17 protein-coding genes are annotated in these 19,193 nt (G+C 70.2%); 4 read left to right on the forward strand and 13 right to left on the reverse strand.

The genetic code is table 11. From position 1 onward, the window contains the following. Nucleotides 1-52: 52 nt before the first annotated feature. The 3 genes from orn to BLW57_RS24525 form a co-directional block, all read right to left on the reverse strand. Nucleotides 53-655, reverse strand: a complete 603-nt coding sequence (orn, locus tag BLW57_RS24515) for an oligoribonuclease (RefSeq protein ID WP_093477447.1) — start codon at nucleotides 653-655, stop codon at nucleotides 53-55. A gap of 112 nt (nucleotides 656-767) precedes the next feature. After that, on the reverse strand, nucleotides 768-1,979 hold the full coding sequence (locus BLW57_RS24520; protein ID WP_093477448.1) for a helix-turn-helix domain-containing protein: 1,212 nt from the start codon (nucleotides 1,977-1,979) through the stop codon (nucleotides 768-770). Nucleotides 1,980-2,358: 379 nt separating this feature from the next. Continuing rightward, nucleotides 2,359-2,649: a hypothetical protein gene (locus tag BLW57_RS24525; RefSeq protein WP_256339571.1), complete on the reverse strand. Its 291-nt coding sequence runs from the start codon at nucleotides 2,647-2,649 to the stop codon at nucleotides 2,359-2,361. Between the two features lie 323 nt (nucleotides 2,650-2,972). On the opposite strand from BLW57_RS24525, the gene BLW57_RS24530 reads away from it, so the two are divergent. Both BLW57_RS24530 and BLW57_RS24535 read left to right on the forward strand, forming a co-directional pair. Then, nucleotides 2,973-3,500, forward strand: coding sequence for a universal stress protein (locus tag BLW57_RS24530; RefSeq protein ID WP_073900468.1), 528 nt, complete (start codon nucleotides 2,973-2,975; stop codon nucleotides 3,498-3,500). Between the two features lie 154 nt (nucleotides 3,501-3,654). Next, nucleotides 3,655-4,212, forward strand: coding sequence for a hypothetical protein (locus tag BLW57_RS24535; RefSeq protein ID WP_093477450.1), 558 nt, complete (start codon nucleotides 3,655-3,657; stop codon nucleotides 4,210-4,212). Nucleotides 4,213-4,281: 69 nt separating this feature from the next. Here BLW57_RS24535 and glmS read toward each other — a convergent pair whose 3' ends face one another. Continuing rightward, nucleotides 4,282-6,099, reverse strand: coding sequence for a glutamine--fructose-6-phosphate transaminase (isomerizing) (gene glmS / locus BLW57_RS24540; protein ID WP_073900472.1), 1,818 nt, complete (start codon nucleotides 6,097-6,099; stop codon nucleotides 4,282-4,284). A 46-nt stretch (nucleotides 6,100-6,145) separates the two neighbouring features. Further along, nucleotides 6,146-6,403 carry a hypothetical protein gene (locus BLW57_RS24545; RefSeq protein WP_073900474.1) on the reverse strand — a complete coding sequence of 86 codons (258 nt, stop codon included), beginning with the start codon at nucleotides 6,401-6,403 and terminating at the stop codon, nucleotides 6,146-6,148. Between the two features lie 165 nt (nucleotides 6,404-6,568). Between BLW57_RS24545 and BLW57_RS24550 the strand changes: the two genes are divergently transcribed. Next, entirely contained in the window at nucleotides 6,569-8,134 is a 1,566-nt protein-coding gene (locus BLW57_RS24550; RefSeq protein ID WP_176985967.1) for a purple acid phosphatase family protein, read from the forward strand. Between the two features lie 24 nt (nucleotides 8,135-8,158). Here the strand turns inward: BLW57_RS24550 and BLW57_RS24555 are convergent, their stop codons facing one another. Beyond that, nucleotides 8,159-9,040, reverse strand: coding sequence for a DUF4429 domain-containing protein (locus BLW57_RS24555; RefSeq protein ID WP_093477452.1), 882 nt, complete (start codon nucleotides 9,038-9,040; stop codon nucleotides 8,159-8,161). 94 nt (nucleotides 9,041-9,134) lie between these two features. Here BLW57_RS24555 and BLW57_RS24560 point away from each other — a divergent pair, with 94 nt between their 5' ends. Beyond that, nucleotides 9,135-10,736, forward strand: a complete 1,602-nt coding sequence (locus BLW57_RS24560) for a beta-N-acetylhexosaminidase (protein ID WP_093477453.1) — start codon at nucleotides 9,135-9,137, stop codon at nucleotides 10,734-10,736. 67 nt (nucleotides 10,737-10,803) lie between these two features. Here the strand turns inward: BLW57_RS24560 and BLW57_RS24565 are convergent, their stop codons facing one another. The 7 genes from BLW57_RS24565 to BLW57_RS24595 form a co-directional block, all read right to left on the reverse strand. Continuing rightward, nucleotides 10,804-12,573 (reverse strand): IucA/IucC family protein, encoded by a 1,770-nt coding sequence (locus BLW57_RS24565; protein WP_093477454.1) that lies wholly within the window; start codon nucleotides 12,571-12,573, stop codon nucleotides 10,804-10,806. Beyond that, nucleotides 12,570-13,109: a GNAT family N-acetyltransferase gene (locus BLW57_RS24570; protein ID WP_093477455.1), complete on the reverse strand. Its 540-nt coding sequence runs from the start codon at nucleotides 13,107-13,109 to the stop codon at nucleotides 12,570-12,572. Before BLW57_RS24570 ends, BLW57_RS24565 begins: the two co-directional genes overlap by 4 nt. Further along, nucleotides 13,106-14,392, reverse strand: a complete 1,287-nt coding sequence (locus BLW57_RS24575; RefSeq protein ID WP_093477456.1) for a lysine N(6)-hydroxylase/L-ornithine N(5)-oxygenase family protein — start codon at nucleotides 14,390-14,392, stop codon at nucleotides 13,106-13,108. The genes BLW57_RS24570 and BLW57_RS24575 overlap by 4 nt, the downstream gene beginning before the upstream one ends. Further along, nucleotides 14,376-15,818, reverse strand: a complete 1,443-nt coding sequence (gene desA / locus BLW57_RS24580; protein WP_093477458.1) for a lysine decarboxylase DesA — start codon at nucleotides 15,816-15,818, stop codon at nucleotides 14,376-14,378. Before desA ends, BLW57_RS24575 begins: the two co-directional genes overlap by 17 nt. Before the next feature lie 137 nt (nucleotides 15,819-15,955). Further along, nucleotides 15,956-16,810, reverse strand: a complete 855-nt coding sequence (locus tag BLW57_RS24585; protein ID WP_093477459.1) for a siderophore-interacting protein — start codon at nucleotides 16,808-16,810, stop codon at nucleotides 15,956-15,958. 55 nt (nucleotides 16,811-16,865) lie between these two features. Continuing rightward, nucleotides 16,866-17,915 carry an ABC transporter substrate-binding protein gene (locus BLW57_RS24590; protein WP_093477461.1) on the reverse strand — a complete coding sequence of 350 codons (1,050 nt, stop codon included), beginning with the start codon at nucleotides 17,913-17,915 and terminating at the stop codon, nucleotides 16,866-16,868. A gap of 114 nt (nucleotides 17,916-18,029) precedes the next feature. Beyond that, nucleotides 18,030-19,190 (reverse strand): acyl-CoA dehydrogenase family protein, encoded by a 1,161-nt coding sequence (locus tag BLW57_RS24595; RefSeq protein ID WP_093480860.1) that lies wholly within the window; start codon nucleotides 19,188-19,190, stop codon nucleotides 18,030-18,032. Between the last annotated feature and the right edge of the window lie 3 nt (nucleotides 19,191-19,193).

The following is a 19,193-nucleotide window of genomic DNA, read 5'->3' on the forward strand; positions in this document are numbered from 1 at the left end:
GGTGCTCGCGCACAGGTTTTCGCGCGGGCCTTCCGAACGGACCCCGGCGGGACTAGTGCGCGGGCACGACGTGCTTGGCGGCGATCGCCCTGGCGGTGTCGGTGTCCGGGCCGGGCTGCGGGACGAAGACGGCCTCGCGGTAGTAGCGCAGCTCGGCGATGGACTCGCGGATGTCGGCGAGCGCCCGGTGGTTGCCGTTCTTCTCCGGGCTGTTGAAGTACGCCCTCGGGTACCAGCGGCGGGCCAGCTCCTTGATCGAGGAGACGTCCACGATCCGGTAGTGGAGGTATTCCTCCAGGGTCGGCATGTCCCGCAGCAGGAAGCCGCGGTCGGTGCCGACGGAGTTGCCGCACAGCGGAGCCTTGCCGGGCTCCTTGACGTGCTCGCGGACATAGGCGAGGACCTGCTCCTCGGCGTCCGTCAGGGTCGTGCCGTTCTCCAGTTCGGCGAGCAGCCCGGACGCGGTGTGCATCTGACGCACCACCTCCGGCATCGTCTCCAGTGCCCGGGCCGGCGGACGGATGACGATGTCCACTCCCTCGCCGAGTACGTTCAGCTCGGAGTCGGTGACGAGGGCGGCCACCTCGATGAGAGCGTCGTCGGACAGCGAGAGGCCGGTCATCTCGCAGTCGATCCACACCATGCGATCGTTCATGTGTCTCACCTTACGGCGCGCCGCGCCGCGCCGGACCGGGCATGCGGTGACCTGGTGTCCGCGGCCACGGCAAAGGGGGCGGAGTCGGACTCCGCCCCCTCGCGTTCCTCGCTCAGCTGCCGCTGCGCGGACCCGGCAGCAGGCTCACCGCGCCGGCCGTGCGGCGGCTCTGCATCGGCACCCCGTTGTCCGGGTGCAGCATGGCCGGCACATGACCCAGCGGTCCCGGGCCGCCGGGCAGACCCGAGGGCTGCCCCTGCTGACCGGGAGCCGACAGGGCGTCCGGATCACCCGGCCGGTCGCCCTGCGGCCGGCGGGCCCGGTAGGCGGCCCGGTAGGCGGCCGGGGACGAGCCGAGCTGGCGGCGGAAGTGCCCGCGCAGCGCGACGGGGGAGCGGAAGCCGCACCGGCCCGCCACCTCGTCCACGGAGTAGTCCGACGTCTCCAGCAGCCGCTGCGCCTGCAGCACCCGCTGCGTGATCAGCCACTGCAGCGGTGCGCTGCCGGTCAGCGAGCGGAACCGGCGGTCGAACGTACGGCGGCTCATGTAGGCGCGTGCCGCCAGCGTCTCCACGTCGAACTGCTCGTGGAGGTGTTCCAGCGCCCAGGCGACGACCTCGGCGAGCGGGTCGGCGCCGATCTCCTCGGGTAAAGACCTGTCGAGATAGCGCTCCTGACCGCCGCTGCGGCGCGGTGGCACCACCAGGCGCCGGGCCAGCGCGCCGGCCGCCTCGTTGCCGTGGTCGGTCCGCACGATGTGCAGACACAGGTCGATCCCCGCGGCCGTACCGGCCGACGTCAGCACATCGCCGTCGTCGACGAACAGCTCCCGTGGATCGACGTGCACCGACGGATAGCGCTTGGCCAGCGTCGGTGCGTACATCCAGTGGGTCGTCGCCGGCCGCCCGTCCAGCAGTCCGGCCGCCGCGAGCACGAAGGCACCCGTGCAGAGGCCCACGATGCGGGCACCCTCCTCGTGCGCTCTGCGCAGCGCGTCGAGCGCTTCCTCCGGCGGCGGCGAGGTGATCGAACGCCAGGCCGGCACGACGACCGTCCCGGCGCGGGAGATCGCCTCCAGCCCATGCGGCGCGGTGAGTTCCAGGCCCCCTGTGGTCCGCAGCGGGCCTTCCTCGCCGGCGCACACCAGTAGTCGGTAGCGCGGCACTCCGGCGTCCTGGCGGTCGATCCCGAACACCGAAAGCGGAATGGAACTCTCGAAGATGGGGCCGCCGCTGAACAGCAGCACCGCGACGATCTCCTTGCGGCGTCGCCCGGAGAGTTTCCGGGCCGCGGCTTCCGGCGCGGCAGTGGAGTCGTGGCTCATACTGCTAAGCCCCCCTCGGTGGTCGCGGCTCCTCGGTTGTGTCGCTCCTGCACGTTTCCCCTCGGTCCTGCACGAGTCCCCCGCCGTAAAGACAGTCAAGATCGAATCTACTGGCTCCCGCGGTCTGACGGTGGCCAGTTCGACACGCCGTGGATTGTCGACATGACAACTTGGCGTGAAGCATTCGATCACGAAGCGTTGCACTCGCGGGCCGCACTGGGAAGTACGCCTTGTCGCAGTGGCCAAACCGCGTAGGGTGCGCAGCCGTCCCTGGACCCTTTCCGTGCAGGTGGAACGGGGGTCGGGGGGCCTTTCGGCCCCCTCCGGGGCGGTATCCGGAAGTTGGCTGAAAAGATGCGCTCGGGGGTACGGAAACCGGTCAGTCGACCGGTGTCCGCCGTGTCTGCCCCCGCGTGTGACGTCCGCCTCTTTGCGTGGCGCAACGTTCCGACCGGTGCGCGGCGCAGCGCTCGGAGCGGCGCAGCAGCAGCCGGCACACGGCGGTGACGGCGGCCAGGCCCAGGGCGGTGCCCGTCGCGCCGGCCAGCGAGGTGCCGTACCAGAGCAGGACCACGGGGACGAGCACGCAACTGAAGGCGGCCCAGCGGATCACGTCGCTCGCGGTGTCCGGGGCCGGGCGCGGCTCGGAGGTCGGGCGGGGTCCGGGCATCTCGTACTCCCTGTGGCGGTGGCTCACCCCGGTACAACGCCCGTTCGACGGGACGGTCACCGGCCGTGCACCCGTGATCGTGTGCAAACCGCCTGTACGGGGCAGCAACCATTGCGTTACGGGCGTCGCTCGTGCATGCTCCGGTGAACCCCTACGGACGTCGGGGGACCGCTTACGGAGCGTGTGCGGGATCTGTGCTCAGGAGGCGTGCCGCCGTACCCTTGGGGGTATGGGGTTGGGAAGATGTTTCCCGGACACAGCTCCGCAGCACCTCGCCGCACACTGCGTCCCCTCCCATAAAGGATCACAACGCCGAGACAGCCATGGCCGGTCACGAATTCTTCGAACCCGCGGACCGCAAGCGGCCGGTCGCCGATCCCACGGCGGCCGATCCCCTGGCGGCGTCAGAGGCACGCCCCTCCTGCGACCCAGCCTTCCGGCACGGAGTGGTCGTCGGCTTCGACGGCTCGACCTCCAGTGAGCGCGCCCTCGCCTACGCGATCGGCATGGCCCATCGCTCCGGGTCCGGCCTGATCATCGTCCATGTGGCCAACCGGCTGCCCACCACCGTGTGGGCCGGCTGCGAGCCGCCCGTCTTCGTCGACGTGCCCGACCACCGCACCGAGGTGCTGGGGCTCGAACTGGCCTGTGCGGACTACCTCGCCGAGGTGCCCTGGATCCTGGTCGAGCGGGGCGGCGACATCTGCCACGAACTCGAAGAGGTGGGGCGGGAGTACGAGGCGGACGCGATCGTCGTCGGCTCCACGCACGGTCTCGTCGGCCGGATCTTCGGCTCCGTCGCGGGCCGGCTCGCGAAGCGCGCGCAGCGGCCCGTGATCGTCATCCCCTGACGCGCCGGCCCGGTCACCTCGGTCGCGCAGTCTCCCGACCGCTCGTCAACTTCCTTTGTGCAGCGCGAAACTACTCGCGCGTAGAGGTGGTTTGTGCCCTTGTGAAGGGCATATACCGCTCACCGCGCAACTGCACAGCTGAAGGGAGCCCGCCGTGGACAACGACGTCTCTGCGGGAAGCGTGAGTTCTACTGTGGTCGGCCGACTCGCCCTGGGTGTCACCCTGTTGGCGTTCGGGCTCGGCACGACCGGCGTGATCGACGGCGTGGGGACCTCCGACGCCGTGACCGTCGCCCATTACGTGGGCGGGGTCGCCCTCTTCCTCGTCGGCCTGCTGGCCCTCCGCGACTCCACCGCCTCCGGCGTGGGGTACGTGGTGCTCGGCGCCCTCTGGTTCACCTGGGCCGTGTCGGATCCCGGGTCGGCGAACGCGGCCGGGCTGTTCCTGCTCCTGTTCGCCCTCGTGGCACTCACGTTGACCGTCGCCGGCGGCGACACCCTCGGCCAGGTCACCCACGGGCTGCTGTTCCTGGCGATGCTCGTGCTGGCCGTCGCGGCCTTCGCCGACAGCTCCGCGCTGACCAAGGCCGGCGGCTGGCTCGCGGCCCTCTCGGGCGCGGTCGCCTGGTACGCGGCGACCGCGGCTCTCGCGCACTGGCCCACCGTGCTTCCTCGGCGTGCCGCCGGCCGGGGGGTGACGGCCACCGGCTGATCCACAGCGGCACCGGAAGGACCCCCGCGTGTTCGGTGGCACACGCGGGGGTCCGTTCGTGAGCGGGTGCTACTCGACCGTCACCGACTTGGCGAGGTTCCGCGGCTTGTCGATGTCACGGCCCAGGGCCTTCGCCGTGTGGTAGGCGAGGAGCTGGAGCGGGATGCCCATGAGGATGGGGTCGAGCTCGTCCTCGTTCTTGGGCACGATGATCGTCTGGTCGGCCTTCTCCTGGTGCTGGTGGGCCACCGCCAGGATCTTGCCCTCGCGTGCCTTGATCTCCTCCAGGGCCGCGCGGTTCTTCTCCAGCAGGTCGTCGTCGGGGACGATCGCGACCGTGGGGAGGGCCGGCTCGATGAGCGCCAGCGGACCGTGCTTCAGCTCGGAGGCGGGGTAGGCCTCGGCGTGGATGTAGGAGACCTCCTTGAGCTTCAACGAGGCCTCGCGGGCCACCGGGTAGCCGCGGACCCGGCCGATGAAGAGCATCGAGCGGGCGTCGGCGTACAGCTCGGCCAGCTCCTTGATCTGCTCCTCCTGCTTGAGCATCTCGGTGATCTGCCCGGGCAGCTTCCGCAGGCCCTCGATGATCCGCTTGCCGTCGCGGACCGAGAGGTCACGGGTGCGGCCGAGGTGCAGGGCGAGCAGCGCGAAGGCGACCGTCATGTTGGTGAAGCACTTGGTCGACACCACGCAGACCTCGGGGCCGGCGTGCACGTAGATGCCGGCGTCCGCCTCGCGGGCGATCGCCGAGCCGACCACGTTGACGACACCGAAGACCCGGGCGCCCTTGCGCTTGAGCTCCTGGACGGCGGCGAGCACGTCGTACGTCTCACCGGACTGGGAGACGGCCACGTAGAGGGTGTCGGGGTCGACCACCGCGTTGCGGTAGCGGAACTCGGAGGCGGGCTCGGCGTCGGCGGGGATGCGGGCCAGCTCCTCGATCATCTGGGCGCCGATCATGCCCGCGTGGTACGAGGTGCCGCAGCCGAGGATCTTCACGCGGCGGATCTGCCGGGCCTCGCGGGCGTCCAGGTTGAGGCCGCCGAGGTGCACGGTGGAGAACCGGTCGTCGATGCGGCCGCGCAGCACGCGGTCGACCGCGTCGGCCTGCTCGAAGATCTCCTTGTGCATGTAGGTGTCGTGGCCGCCCATGTCGTACGACTCGGCCTCCCACTCCACCGTGGTGGGCTCGGCCGTCGTACGGGTGCCCTCGGTGGTGTAGGTGCGGAAGTCGTCGGCCTTGAGGGTGGCCATCTCGCCGTCGTCGAGGGTCACTATCTGCCGGGTGTGCATGACCAGCGCGGCGATGTCCGAGGCGACGAACATCTCCTTCTCGCCGATGCCGAGGACGACCGGGGAGCCGTTGCGGGCCACCACGATCCGGTCGGGGAAGTCGGCGTGCAGCACGGCGATGCCGTACGTGCCCTCGATCAGGCGGACCGCCTGGCGGACCTTGTCCTCCAGCTTCTCGGCCTGCGAGCGGGCGATGAGGTGGGTGAGGACCTCGGTGTCGGTCTCGGACAGGAACTCGACACCGTCCGCCTCCAGCTTGCGGCGCAGGTCGGTGGCGTTGTCGATGATGCCGTTGTGCACGACGGCGACCTTGCTGTCGGCCGACATGTGCGGGTGGGCGTTCACGTCGGAGGGGGCGCCGTGGGTGGCCCAGCGGGTGTGGGCGATACCGGTGGTGCCCTTGAAGCGCGCCGGGACCTTGGCCTCCAGATCGCGCACCCGGCCCTTGGCCTTGACCATCTTCAGGCCGGGCGCCTTCGGGGAGGTGACGACGATGCCCGCGGAGTCGTAGCCGCGGTACTCCAGCCGCTGCAGGCCCTCCAGGAGGAGGGGCGCGACGTCACGCTTCCCGATGTATCCGACGATTCCGCACATATATAGAGGTATCCCTTGACTGTCGCTCGGTCCGGTCCGGCTGTTCTCAGCCGTAGACCATGCGGCGCAGCTGCCTGAGCGTCAGCTCCGGCGGCGCCACCGCCCGGTATTTCAGGTCCGCCTCGATCCGGTCGAAGATCTCCGTGTTCACCAGGCCCTGGGCCTGCAGTTCACGGTGGCGGCGACGGACGAACTCGGGGGTCGTCTCGTCGAAGAAGGCGAGCACGTCCTGGATCACCCGCAGCGCCTCGCCCCGGCTCAGGGGCGTGGACCGCGACAGATGATCAACGAGTTCGTCGTGCACCCGGTAGATCCTCGGGCACCGGCCGCCGTTTCGCAAGAATCGTGCCCGATTTCGGGCAAGCGCCTGTTGAATCTCTTATGGGGCGCTGTTCGCAAGCTGTCCATCCTGTGTCTTGCGTCTCGTTGCCCCGGGCCACGAGTTTCGGACGTCATGGACATTCCTCGTATGGGCGTACCCGAGAAGCTGGCCGAGCGCATGAGCATGGCCGAGCGGCATGAGTACCTGCGCGCCAGATTCTCGCGGCGCACCATGATCAGGGGCGGCGCCGTCACGCTGGGCGCCGTCACGGGTGGCGCGTTCGTGCCGGGCGCCACCGCCCAGGCGGCCGTGCCCACGCAGCGCACCGTCGCCACCGCCGAGTCGGTCGACGGCTCCCTCGTCGCCCCCTTCGGCCGCCACCTGGCCTTCGGCAGCGACCCGCGGACCGAGGTCACCGTCTCCTGGCAGGTCCCGGTCGCGGTGAAGAAGCCCTTCATCCGCATCGGCGCCCACCCCTGGGACCTCTCGCGCAGGATCGACGCCGAGGTCCGCACCCTCTACACCCCGGCCGGTGTCGGCGCGAGCGGCGACCGCACCCAGTACTACCTGCACGCCAAGCTCACCCACCTGCGCCCGGGCCGGACCTACTACTACGGCGTCGGCCACCACGGCTTCGACCCGGCCGAGCCGCACCTGGCGGGCACCCTGGGCACCTTCACCACCGCCCCGGCGCACAAGGAGCCGTTCACCTTCACCGCCTTCGGCGACGAAGGCGTCAGCTACCACGGCCTGGCCAACAACGCCCTGATCCTCGGCCAGGACCCGGCCTTCCACCTGCATGCCGGTGACATTGCCTACGGTGACCCGGCCGGCCAGGGCCGGACCACCGACACCGGCTTCGACTCGCGCACCTGGGACCAGTTCCTGTACCAGACCGAGTCCGTGGCCAAGCAGGTGCCGTGGATGCCCGCGTACGGCAATCACGACATGGAGGCCTGGTACTCGCCGAACGGCTACGGCGGCGAGGAGGCCCGCTGGACCCTCCCGGACAACGGCCCGGACGCCGGCAACCTGCCGGGCGTCTACTCCTTCGTCTACGGCAACACCGCGGTCATCTCGCTGGACGCCAACGACATCTCCTTCGAGATCCCGGCGAACCTGGGCATCTCCGGAGGAACCCAGACGAACTGGCTTGAAGGGCAGCTGAAGAAGTTCCGCGCGTCGAAGGACGTCGACTTCATCGTGGTCTTCTTCCACCACTGCGCCTACTGCACCTCCACCGCGCACGCCTCGGAGGGGGGCGTGCGCCAGGAGTGGGTGCCGCTGTTCGAGAAGTACACGGTGGACCTGGTCATCAACGGTCACAACCACCAGTACGAGCGCACCGACGTCATCAAGGGCGACAAGGTCACCAAGAAGCTGCCGATCGGCGGCACGGCCTACCCCGAGACCGAGGGTGTGGTCTACGTCACCGCGGGCGCGGCGGGCCGCAGTCTCTACGCCTTCTCCGCCCCGGACTCCTACGAGGGTCACGAGCACGAGGTCGACTCGGTCGCCTCGTTCATCAACACCAAGGACGGCAAGGTCGACGAGACCGTCGCCTGGTCCCGGGTGCGCTACCTCAACTACTCCTTCCTGCGGGTGGACGTCGTGCCCGCGCCGAAGGGCCGGCAGGCCACGCTGAAGGTGTCGGGCATCGCCGAGACCGGCGACCGCATCGACCACTTCACGGTGTCCCGCCGGGCGAAGTAGCCGCTTCGTACTAGTGGGCGGTCCTCACAGGCGCTTGAGGACCGCCTGCTTGGCCAGCGAGAACTCGTCGTCCGTCAGCACACCGTCGCGATGCAGTTCACCCAGCTCGCGCAGCCGCCGAAGCAGTGCGTCGTGGCCGTCACCGGCCGGTTCCCCGGCCGGCGGCAGCTGCTTCGGGAGGACGGCGTGCCCACCGGCGGCGGGCGCCGACGGGTGCGGCAGCCGGGCCTGGACCGCGGCCGCGACCAGCGCCATCAGCGGGTCCTTCTTGAAGCCCCACAGCTCCACCGCGTTCGGGTCGTACTTCGGGGGCGCCGTGACGGGGGCGCCCCGCACCCGGAACCGCAGATACCCGTTCTCCAGCCCGGCCGCCGGCTGCCACTCCACGCCGGTGATCTCCGCGAGCGGGATCGTCCGGGGGCCGGTGGCGGCCTTGGCGTCCTCCGTCTTCCAGTTCCACTCCAGCCGCACCCGCTCCCCGTCGAAACCGGCCGTGCCGTCCCCGGCGGACGCCGACACCGGCAGCGACGGCCCCGGCAGCAGGTAGGAGCCGACCGGGTCGGGCGAAACCCCGTCCAGCAGCGAGGCGTTGCGGACCTCGTCGGCGAGGTACTCGGCGACGCCGTACCGGTCCGGTTCGACGGCCAGCTGATAGGGGTCGTTCGCCTCGGTGAGCCGGCCGCCGGTGGCGTGCAGCAGCGGATCGGCGCCGTCGCGCAGCCGCAGCCTCAGCCGTCCCGACCGCCGGCCCTGCTCGAAGGAGACACCGGCCGACGCGCCCAGCGGCACGACGAGTTCACCCAGCTCGCGGCGGAGGGGGCTCACGTTCCGGTCCCGGCCCGGAGTCAGCCGCAGGACATCGCCGTCGAAGACCCAGGTGCCGTCCTTCTGGATGATTTCCGCCATGCGGGGATTGTTTCACCGGATCTGCGGGAGAGTGGTCTCGACCACGTCCGACGGCCAACACAGCGGCCAGTCGCCTCATCTGACGGGAGCGCATGTGAGACGGAACCACAGCACGACTCCCCGGACACCCCGCATCCTCGGATCGCTGCTGCTCGTGGCGGCGGCCGGGGTCTTCACCCTCGGCGCGGCCCACCCGGCGCCCGCGGCCGCCCCGGCCCCGCTGGACCGGGTGGTCCCGGCACCGGCCTCGGTCAGAGCCGACGGCGCCCCGTACCGCATCACCCGCACCACCGGCGTCCGGGTCGACGGCTCCGCCGAGGTCCGCCGGATCGGTACGTACCTCACCGGCATCCTGCGGCCCTCCACCGGCTACCCGCTGCCGCTCACCGAGCAGGGCACCGGCGGCATCCGACTCCACCTGGTCCAGGGCGGCTTCGGGGCGGAGGGCTACCGGCTGCAGAGCGGCCCGGGGGGTGTCACGATCACCGCGAGCGCCCCCGCCGGCCTCTTCCACGGCGTCCAGACCCTGCGCCAGCTCCTCCCGGCCGCCGTCGAGAGGAAGACCGTCCAGTCCGGTCCCTGGCAGATCGCCGGCGGCACGATCGAGGACCGCCCCCGGTACTCCTACCGAGGCGCCATGCTGGACGTCTCCCGGCACTTCTTCACCGTCACGCAGGTCAAGCGCTACATCGACCAGCTGGCGCTCTACAAGATCAACGAGCTGCACCTGCACCTCAGCGACGACCAGGGCTGGCGGATCGCCGTCGACTCCTGGCCCCGCCTGGCCACCCACGGCGGGTCCACCCAGGTCGGCGGCGGCAGAGGCGGCCACTTCAGCAAGGCCGACTACCAGGAGATCGTCCGGTACGCGGCCTCCCGCTACCTGGAGGTCGTCCCCGAGATCGACATGCCCGGCCACACCAACGCGGCCCTCTCCTCGTACGCGAAGCTCAACTGCGACGGCGTGGCACCCCCGCTGTACACGGGCACCCGGGTCGGCTTCAGCTCGCTGTGCGTGCCCAAGGCGGTCACCTACGACTTCGTGGACGACGTGATCAGGGAGCTGGCGGCGATCACGCCGGGCCGCTACCTCCACATCGGCGGCGACGAGGCGCACTCCACCGGCCACGCCGACTACGTGAAGTTCATGGACCGCGTGCAGCCGGTCGTGGCCAAGTACGGCAAGAAGGCCGTCGGCTGGCACCAGCTCACCGGCGCCCACCCGGCCGCGGGCGCCCTCGCCCAGTACTGGGGCCTCGACGGCACCGCCGCGGCGGAGAAGGCCCAGGTCGCCGAGGCCGCCCGGCACGGCACCGGGCTGGTCCTGTCCCCGGCCGACCGGGTCTACCTGGACATGAAGTACACGAAGGACACCAGGCTGGGCACGAAGTGGGCGGGCATGGTGGAGGTGAAGCGGTCCTACGACTGGAATCCGGGCGCCTATCTGCCGGGAGTCCCGGCGTCCGCGATCCGGGGCGTCGAGGCACCCCTGTGGACGGAGACCGTGAAGACGTCCGCCGACATCGAGTACCTGGCGTTCCCGCGGCTGGCGGGCGCGGCCGAGCTGGGCTGGTCGCCGGCGGCCACCCACGGCTGGAACGGCTACAAGGTGCGGCTGGCCGCCCAGGGACCGCGCTGGGACGCCCTCGGCATCCACTACTACCGGTCGCCGCAGGTCCCCTGGCCGAAGCGCTGACCGCCCCGGCCGAACGACGGGCACCCCGGAGGACCGTACTCCGGGGTGCCCGTCCGCCTGTGCGCCGTCACCGGCCTGCCAGCGGGTTCTCGAGGGTCCCCACCAGCTGGAGCGCGCCGGACGGATCGGCGAGGTCCACCATCTGCCGGTTGTTGCGCAGTTGGAGCCGGTTGAGGCAGGACAGCGCGAACTCCGGGGCGAACATGTCGTACTGCCGGAACCTGTTGGCGAGTTCGGGGTTCGACTCCTGGTACTCGCGGGTGACCTCGGCGACCGTGCGCCAGAAGCCGTCCTCCTCCAGGACGCCCTCGGCGGCGAGGTGGGCGGCGAGGAACCGGAAGAAGCAGTCGAAGACGTCCGTGAAGATCGACAGCAGCTTGGTGTCGTCCGGGACCTCGACCCGGATCCTGCGGACCTCGGGCGGCAGGACGGCGTCCGGGTCCATCACCGCGATCTCCTCGGCGATGTCCTTGTAGACCGCTCGCTGCACGACCCCGTCCGCCAGCACCAGGATGACGTTCTCGCCGTGCGGCATGTACACCAGGTCGTAGGCGTAGAAGCTGTGCAGCAGCGGGGTGTAGTAGGCCCGTAGGTACTGCCGCAGCCACTCCGCCGGGGCCAGGCCCGACCGCTCGATCAGGGCGCCCGCGAAGGAGGCGCCCTCGTGGTCCACGTGCAGCAGGGAGGCCATGGTCGCGAGGGACTCGCCGTCCCGGAGCGACGGCACGGGGCTCTCCCGCCACAGCGCGGCGAGCATCTTGCGGTACGGCGAGTAGCGGTCCGTCGCCCGCTCGTACTCCAGGTGCCGGTAGCCGACGGCCGCCCGCTCGCGGATGATCGACAGGCCGGTCGACTTCAGCACCGGGTCGTTCTCGATCAGCTGGGCCAGCCAGTCGTTGATCGCCGGCGTGGCCTCCATGTAGGCGGCCGAGAGGCCGCGCATGAAGCCCATATTGAGGACCGACAGGGCCGTCTTCACATAGTGCTTGCGCGGGTCGCCGGTGTTGAAGAAGGTCCGGATGGACTGCTGGGCCAGGTACTCGTCGTCGCCCTCGCCGAGGCACACCAGGTGCCGGCGTGCCACCTCGGCGGCGAAGGTGACGCCGAGCTTGTTCCACCACTGCCAGGGGTGGACGGGGATGAGGAGGTAGTCGGCGGGGTGGAGACCCAGATCGGTCAGCTGCCGGTGGAACCTCTCGACGGTCGCCTCGCCCAGCTCCTGCCGGACGAAGTCCTCGTACTCGATCCCGACGCCCGCCGTGAACGCGGCCCGGGAGCGGTGCGCGGCCAGCCACACCAGCCGGACGGGGCTCGCGGTCTCCGGGGCGTAGGACAGGTACTCCTGGACGCCGAAGCCGAGCCGTCCGTTGTTCGCGACGAAGCAGGGGTGGCCCTCGGTCATCCCGGTCTCGACGTCCTGGAAACCGCCGCGGGCCAGCTCGGCGGAGGTCGTCCTCGGCTTGGTGAGCTTGTAGCAGGTACTGGAGAGGGTGGAGGAGATCTCCTCCAGGTACACCGGCAGGATCTCGTCGCTCAGCCCCAGGGACTCCTTCAGCTCGATGAAGAAGTCCAGCGGCGCGAGCGGGACCTCGACGCCGTCGTGGTGCCGGGTGATGGACGGGGCGTCGATCTGCCAGTGGTCGAGGGCCCTGCGGACGGCGGTGAACCGGTAGGCGGTGAGCCCGTCGTCGCTGCGGACGACGTAACCGCTGCCCTCGGGTTCGGGCGTGATCAGGCGCTCGTGCGCGAACTCGGCGAGGGCCTTGCGGATCAGCAGGCGGCCGGCGGTCTCCCAGCGCTCGGGGGAGAGGTGGGCCACGGTGTCGGCGAGACTCATGCGGCCACCGCCTTCGTGAACTGCTCCCGGGTGCAGAAGCTGAGCAGCGCCTGCTTCTCCGGCTTGCGGATCTCACGCTCGGGCACGAACCCGACGGCGGCGTTCAGGGCGTGCACGGCCGTGTTGCGTACGTCCGGCTCGACCACGACCCGCCGGGTCGCCTGGTCCTCGAAGAGGAACGCCATCACGGCGGTGATGACGGCCCGGGTGAACCCGTGCACGGGGGTGTCGGTCGGCGCGACCAGGAAGTGCATGCCGACGTCGCCGGGCTCGGGCTCGTACAGCCCGGCCAGCTCCCGGTGGGCGGGGTCGTACTTCTCCATCAGGAAGGCGGGCCTGCCCTCGTTCAGGCCGAGGAAGGCGTGGTGGTGCTCGTCGGCGGCGATCTCCATGTAGGCCCGCTCGACGTCCTCCAGTCTCGCGTCCTGCATCATCCAGAACGCCGACTTGGGGTGGGTCACCCAGCCGTGCAGCAGCTCGGCGTCCTTCAGCGGGTCGAGGGGGCGGACGGAGAAGGTCAGGTCCTTCGTGGTCATGCGGCGAACTCCTGGAAGGCGATGGACTTCTCGACCGGGTAGTACTCGCTGCCGAGCAGCTCGCGGATGATGTACGAGTTCCGGTACGCGCCCATGCCCAGGTCGGGGCTGGTGATGCTGTGCGTGTGGACGCCGGCGTTCTGGAGGAAGACCCCGCGTCCGGTGTTGTCGATGGAGTAGTTGCGGGCGACGTCGAAGCGGCCGTGGCCGTCGAGGCGCAGCCGGTCGCGGACGGGCGCGAGGAAGGCCGGCGGCTCGTAGTGGTAACCGGTGGCCAGCAGCAATCCCTCCGTGCGGATCCCGAAGTCCTTGCCCTGCTCGTCGTGGTGGAAGCCGAGGGAGTAGGCGCCGTCGGCGTAGGACGCGGTGACCAGCGAGGAGTTGGTGAGCAGACGGGTGGGGACCGGGCGGTCGCCGCTCTCGACGTGCTTCTGGTAGAGCAGGTCGTAGATCGCGTCGATGAGGTCCGAGTTGATGCCCTTGAACAGGCCCTTCTGCTGCTTCTCCAGCCGGTAGCGGGTCTCCTCGGGCAGCGAGCGGAAGTAGTCGATGTAGTCCGGGGAGGTCATCTCCAGCGTCAGCTTGGTGTACTCCAGCGGGAAGAACCGCGGGGAGCGGGTCACCCAGTTGAGCTGGTAGCCGTGGGCGTCGATCTCGGAGAGCAGCTCGTAGTAGATCTCCGCCGCGCTCTGGCCGCTGCCCACCACGGTGATGGACTTCTTCGCCTGGAGCTCCGCCTTGCGGTGCATGTACTGCGCGTTGTGCAGGAAGTCTCCGCCGAGCCCCCGGCACGCCTCGGGGACGTAGGGGGCCGTCCCGGTGCCGAGGACCAGGTGGCGGGCGTGGAAGGTGTCGCCGGCCGCGGTCCGCACGACGTACCGGTCGTCCTCGTACGTCACCTCGGTGACCGTCGTGCCGAAGCGAACGCTGCTCAGCTGGTTCGCCGCCCAGCGGCAGTAGTCGTCGTACTCGACCCGCAGCGGGTAGAAGTTCTCGCGGATGTAGAACGAGTACAGTCTGCCCTTCTCCTTCAGGTAGCTGAGGAAGGAGTACGGCGAGGTCGGGTCGGCGAGGGTGACCAGGTCCGACATGAACGGCGTCTGCAGGTGGGCGCCGTCGAGGAACATGCCCGCGTGCCACTCGAAGTCCGGCTTGGACTCCAGGAAGACGCCGTTCAGCTCGGCGATCGGCTCGGTCAGGCAGGCGAGGCCGAGGTTGAAGGGGCCGAGCCCGATCCCCACGAAGTCGTAGGTCTGGTGGTGGGCTTCAGGACGCGCGGTCAAGGGACTCTCCCAGGTACTGCTCGGCATGGCCGGCGATCAGGTCAAGGACGGCGGCGATGTCGGCCGTCGTCGTCTCGGGGTTGAGCAGGGTGAACTTCAGGTAGTGGCGGCCGCCGACCTTGGTGCCCGCGACGACGGCGTCACCGGAGGCGAACAGGGCCTTGCGGGCGTACAGGTTGGCCCGGTCGATCTCGGCGGGGTCGGTGACGGCCGCCGGGACGTAGCGGAAGACGAGGGTGGACAGCGAGGGCTCGACGACCACGTCGTAGCGGGGGTCGGCGGCCAGCAGCGTCCAGCCCTTCCGCGCGAGGTCGCAGACCTCGTCGAAGAGGTGTCCGATGCCGTCGGCGCCCATGGTGCGCAGCGTCAGCCACAGCTTGAGGGCGTCGAAGCGGCGGGTGGTCTGCAGGGACTTGTCGACTTGGTTGGGAATACGTTCCTGCACCATGCGGCGCGGGTTGAGGTACTCGGCGTGGTAGGTGGCGTGCCGCAGGGTGGCCGCGTCCCGGACCAGCACGGCGGACGAACTCACGGGCTGGAAGAAGGACTTGTGGTAGTCGACGGTGACCGAGTCGGCGCGCTCGATGCCGTCGATGCGGTCCCGGTACTTCAGCGAGGCGAGCAGTCCGCAGCCGTAGGCGGCGTCCACGTGCATCCAGACGCCGTACTGGGCGCACAGCTCGGCGATCTCGGGCAGCGGGTCGATGGAGCCGAAGTCGGTGGTGCCGGCGGTGGCGACGACGGCCATGGGGACCAGGCCGTCCTCGACGCAGCGCTCCAGCTCCCGGGCGAGGGCGACCGTCTGCATGCGCTTGTCGTGGTCGACGGGGACGACGACGACGGCGTCCGGACCGAGGCCGAGGAGTTTGGCGGACTTCTTCACGCTGAAGTGGCTGACCTCGGAGGCGAAGACGCGCAGCCGGCCGAGGTCCCGGCTCTTGGCCTCCTCCCGTGCCAGCAGCAGCGCCTGGAGGTTGGACTGCGTGCCGCCGGAGGTGAACACGCCGTCCGCTGCCGGGCCGAGGCCGATGCGGGCGGCCGTCCAGTCGACGAGCCGGCGCTCGATCAGGGTGCCGCCGGCCGACTGGTCCCAGGTGTCCAGGGAGGAGTTGACGGCGGAGAGCACGGCCTCGCCGAGCACCGCGGGGATGACGACCGGGCAGTTGAGGTGGGCCAGGTAGCGGGGGTGGTGGAAGTAGACCGCGTCCCGCAGGTAGACGTTCTCCAGCTCGTCCAGGACGGCCGTGGTGTCACCCAGCGGCCGGTCCAGGTCGATCGCGTCGATGTCGGGGGCGAGGGCGTCCACGGAGACGCCGGTGAACGGACGGTCGGTGGTGGCGAGTTTGGCCGCCACCCGCTCGACTCCTTCGGTCACGGAGCGGCGGTAGTGCTCCGCGGTGAGGCCATTGAGCAGGTGCGAGCGCATGTGGGGGTCCTCCGAGGGGACAGTCCGTGCGGGGAACGGGAGAAGCCGGTGATCGCAACATCAACTTAGGTAAGCCTAACCTAAGTTGTCCACTTCGAAACGCACCCCTCCCGTGACCGGCGTCACGTCGGGCCGGGCTACTCCGCGGCGCGGAGCTGTTCCTCCGTCAGGCCCTGGCGCCAGTAGCCGACGAACGTCACCCGCCGCCGGTCGATCCCGCGCTCACCGACGAAGTGCCGGCGCAGCGCCTTCACCTGCCCGGACTCGCCGGCGATCCAGACGTAGGGCCGCTCGGCGAGGGGGAGCCGGGCGGCTCGTACGGCATCGACGGCCATGGGGGAGCTGTCGTGCCGTACGAGCCACGTGAGCTCCGCGTCCGCCCGTGTCACCACGTCCTGGATGTCACCGGCGTGCGGCACCTCCAGCCAGGCGCGCGCCCGGGTGCCGGCCGGGAGGGACTCGAGGATCGCGGTGGCCGCGGGTGCGGCGGTCGCGTCGCCCCACAGCACCACGAGGTCCGTGTCCCCGGGCGGGCGGAAGCGGATCGCGCGGTTGTCGGCGACGGCCGGCCCGAGCAGCAGGACCCGGTCCCCGGCCGTGGCGCGGGAGGCCCAGCGGGAGGCGGGGCCCGCGGGGACGGCCGCGCCGGGTTCGACGCCGTGCAGCGCGAAGTCGACGTCGATCTCGCGGGTGCCTCCGTCGGCGTCCCGGCGCAGCGCCCGCAGGGTGTACGAGCGCATGACCGCCCGTACGTCGTCGGGCAGTTCGCGCCAGCCCTGCCACCAGCCGTCGCCCAGCTCCAGCGGGACCACGGGGTCGCTCTGGCCGGGGTGCGGCAGGAACAGGGACAGGGACTGGTCCCGCCCGTCGGAGTGGAAGGCGTGCAGGTCGGCACCGGCGAAGGTGACCCGGACCAGAGACGGGCCGAGCCGCCTCGTCCGTACGACCCGGAGGGAGAAGAAACGGAACGGGGCGGCTACGGCCGTCGTCATGTGTGGCTCCTGAGCGTGGGATTCAGGGCTTTGTCAGGGGTGGCACCCGAGGGGGTCAGGCGACCTTCTCGGCCTTCTCCAGCGCCTCGGCCAGAGTCGTCAGGAGCGGGACGCACTTGTCGTAGGACAGGATCGGCTCGGGGGAGCGGGAGATGACCTGACCGGCCGTGACCGCGGGGAGCTTCTTCCAGGTCGCCTTGGTGATGTCGGCGGGCTGGATGGTCGAGGAGCGGTCGTCCATCATGATGATGTCGGCCTTGTACTTGTCGACGTTCTCCCAGCTCAGCGACTCGTACCAGCCGCCGCCCTTGGCCTTGGCACTCTCCGGGGGCTCGACGAAGTTCACGCCGAGGGCCTTGAAGTACTCCAGGTCGACGGAGAGGTTGGTGCCGGAGACGTAGAAGAGCTGGTCGCTCGCGGAGCCGGCCATGACCTTGATCCCGGGCTTGGCCTTGGCCGCGGCGCGCAGGCGGGCGGCCGCCTCCTCGAAGCGCTTCTTGGCGGCCGTGACCTTGGCGGCCTTCATGTCGCCGCCGAGCGACTCGGCCAACTGCCACATGCGCTGCAGCGACTGCGGGAGCTGACGGTCGTAGACGGAGATGCCGACGCTCGGGGCGAGCTGGGCGATCTTGTCCTTCGACTCGTCCGGGACGTACCAGAGCGTGCCGGCGGCGTCGAACATCGTGGAGATCAGCACGTCCGGCGCGAGGGCCGCGTACTTCTCGATCTTGAACTGGCCCCAGGTGTTGCCGAGGACCGTCACCTTGCTGACGTCCATGTCCCCGGCCTGGACGTCGGGCTTGCCGTCCGTGGTCTTCGTCGGGCCGAACACGCCCTTGACCTGCACGCCGTAGTCGTACAGCGCGGCACCGACACCGGTGAAGGCGACGATGTTCGCGGGGACCTTGTCCAGCTTCACGGTCTTCTTGCGGTCGTCCGTGAAGGACCAGGGGCCGGACTTGGCGGCCGTCGTCCCCTTGCCGGAGCCCGCGTCCTTGCCCTTGTCGTCCCCGCAGGCGGCGAGTGCGGCACCGAGAGCGAGGGCGCCGCCGGCGGCGAGCAGGCCGCGGCGGGAAGGGGAGGGCGTCGTACGGACGTTGGGCATGGCTCGGCTGCTTTCAAAACAGGGTGGGGCGCCCACCGGACTGGTTCGAAGGTCAGGTTAGCCTAACCTCACTCGATGTCCAGGGGGTGGTGCGCCCCACCGCCGTCTCGGGGTTCAGCCCGCCAGGCCCAGCTCCCGCGCGATCAGCATGCGCTGCACCTCGCTCGTGCCCTCGCCGATCTCCAGGATCTTGGAGTCGCGCCACATGCGCGCCACCGGATACTCGTTCATGAAGCCGTAGCCGCCGTGGATCTGGGTGGCGTCACGGGCGTTGTCGACGGCGACCGTCGAGGAGTACAGCTTGGCCAGCGCCGCCTCCTTCTTGAACGGCTCGCCGGCGACCAGCCGCGAGGCCGCGTCCCGCCACGCCAGGCGGGCCGTGTGGGCCTTCATCTCCATGTCGGCGATCTTGAACTGGACGGCCTGGTTGGAGCCGATCGGCCGGCCGAAGGCGTGCCGCTCCTTCGCGTACTTCACCGACTCGTCCACACAGCCCTGCGCCAGACCGGTGGCGAGCGCCGCGATGGCGATGCGCCCCTCGTCCAGGATGCGCAGGAACTGGGCGTAGCCGCGGCCCTCCTCGCCGAGCAGGTTGGCGGCGGGCACCCGGACGTCCTGGAACGACAGCTCGCGGGTGTCCGAGGCGTTCCAGCCGACCTTCGAGTAGGGCGCGGCCACCGTGAAGCCCGGAGTGCCGGAGGGCACGATGATCGCCGAGATCTGCGGCCTGCCGTCCGGCTTGCGGCCGGTGACCGCCGTGACCGTCACCAGGCCGGTGATGTCCGTACCGGAGTTGGTGATGAAGCACTTGCTGCCGTTGATCACCCATTCGTCCGTGTCCGGGTCCAGCCGGGCGGTCGTACGGGTGGCGCCCGCGTCGCTGCCGCCGTCCGGTTCCGTCAGGCCGAACGCGCCGAGCATCTCGCCCGCGCACAGGCGGGGCAGCCACTCGCGCTTCTGCTCCTCCGTGCCGAACAGGTGCAGCGGCATCGCGCCCAGCGAGACACCTGCCTCCAGGGTGATGGCCACGGAGGAGTCCACCCGGGCCAGTTCCTCCAGGGCGAGGCCGAGGGCGAGGTAGTCGCCGCCCATCCCGCCGTACTCCTCCGGGAACGGCAGCCCGAACAGGCCCATGCGGCCCATCTCGCGGACGATCTCGTACGGGAACTCGTGCCGCTCGTAGAAGTCGCCGATCTTCGGCGCCACGACGTCGTGCGCGAACTCCTCGACGGTACGGCGAAGTTCCTCCAGCTCGGGGCTGAGGCGGTGGTCCATGCT

Origin of the sequence: Streptomyces sp. 1222.5 (assembly GCF_900105245.1) — a bacterium.
Taxonomy (GTDB): Bacteria; Actinomycetota; Actinomycetes; order Streptomycetales; family Streptomycetaceae; genus Streptomyces; species Streptomyces albidocamelliae.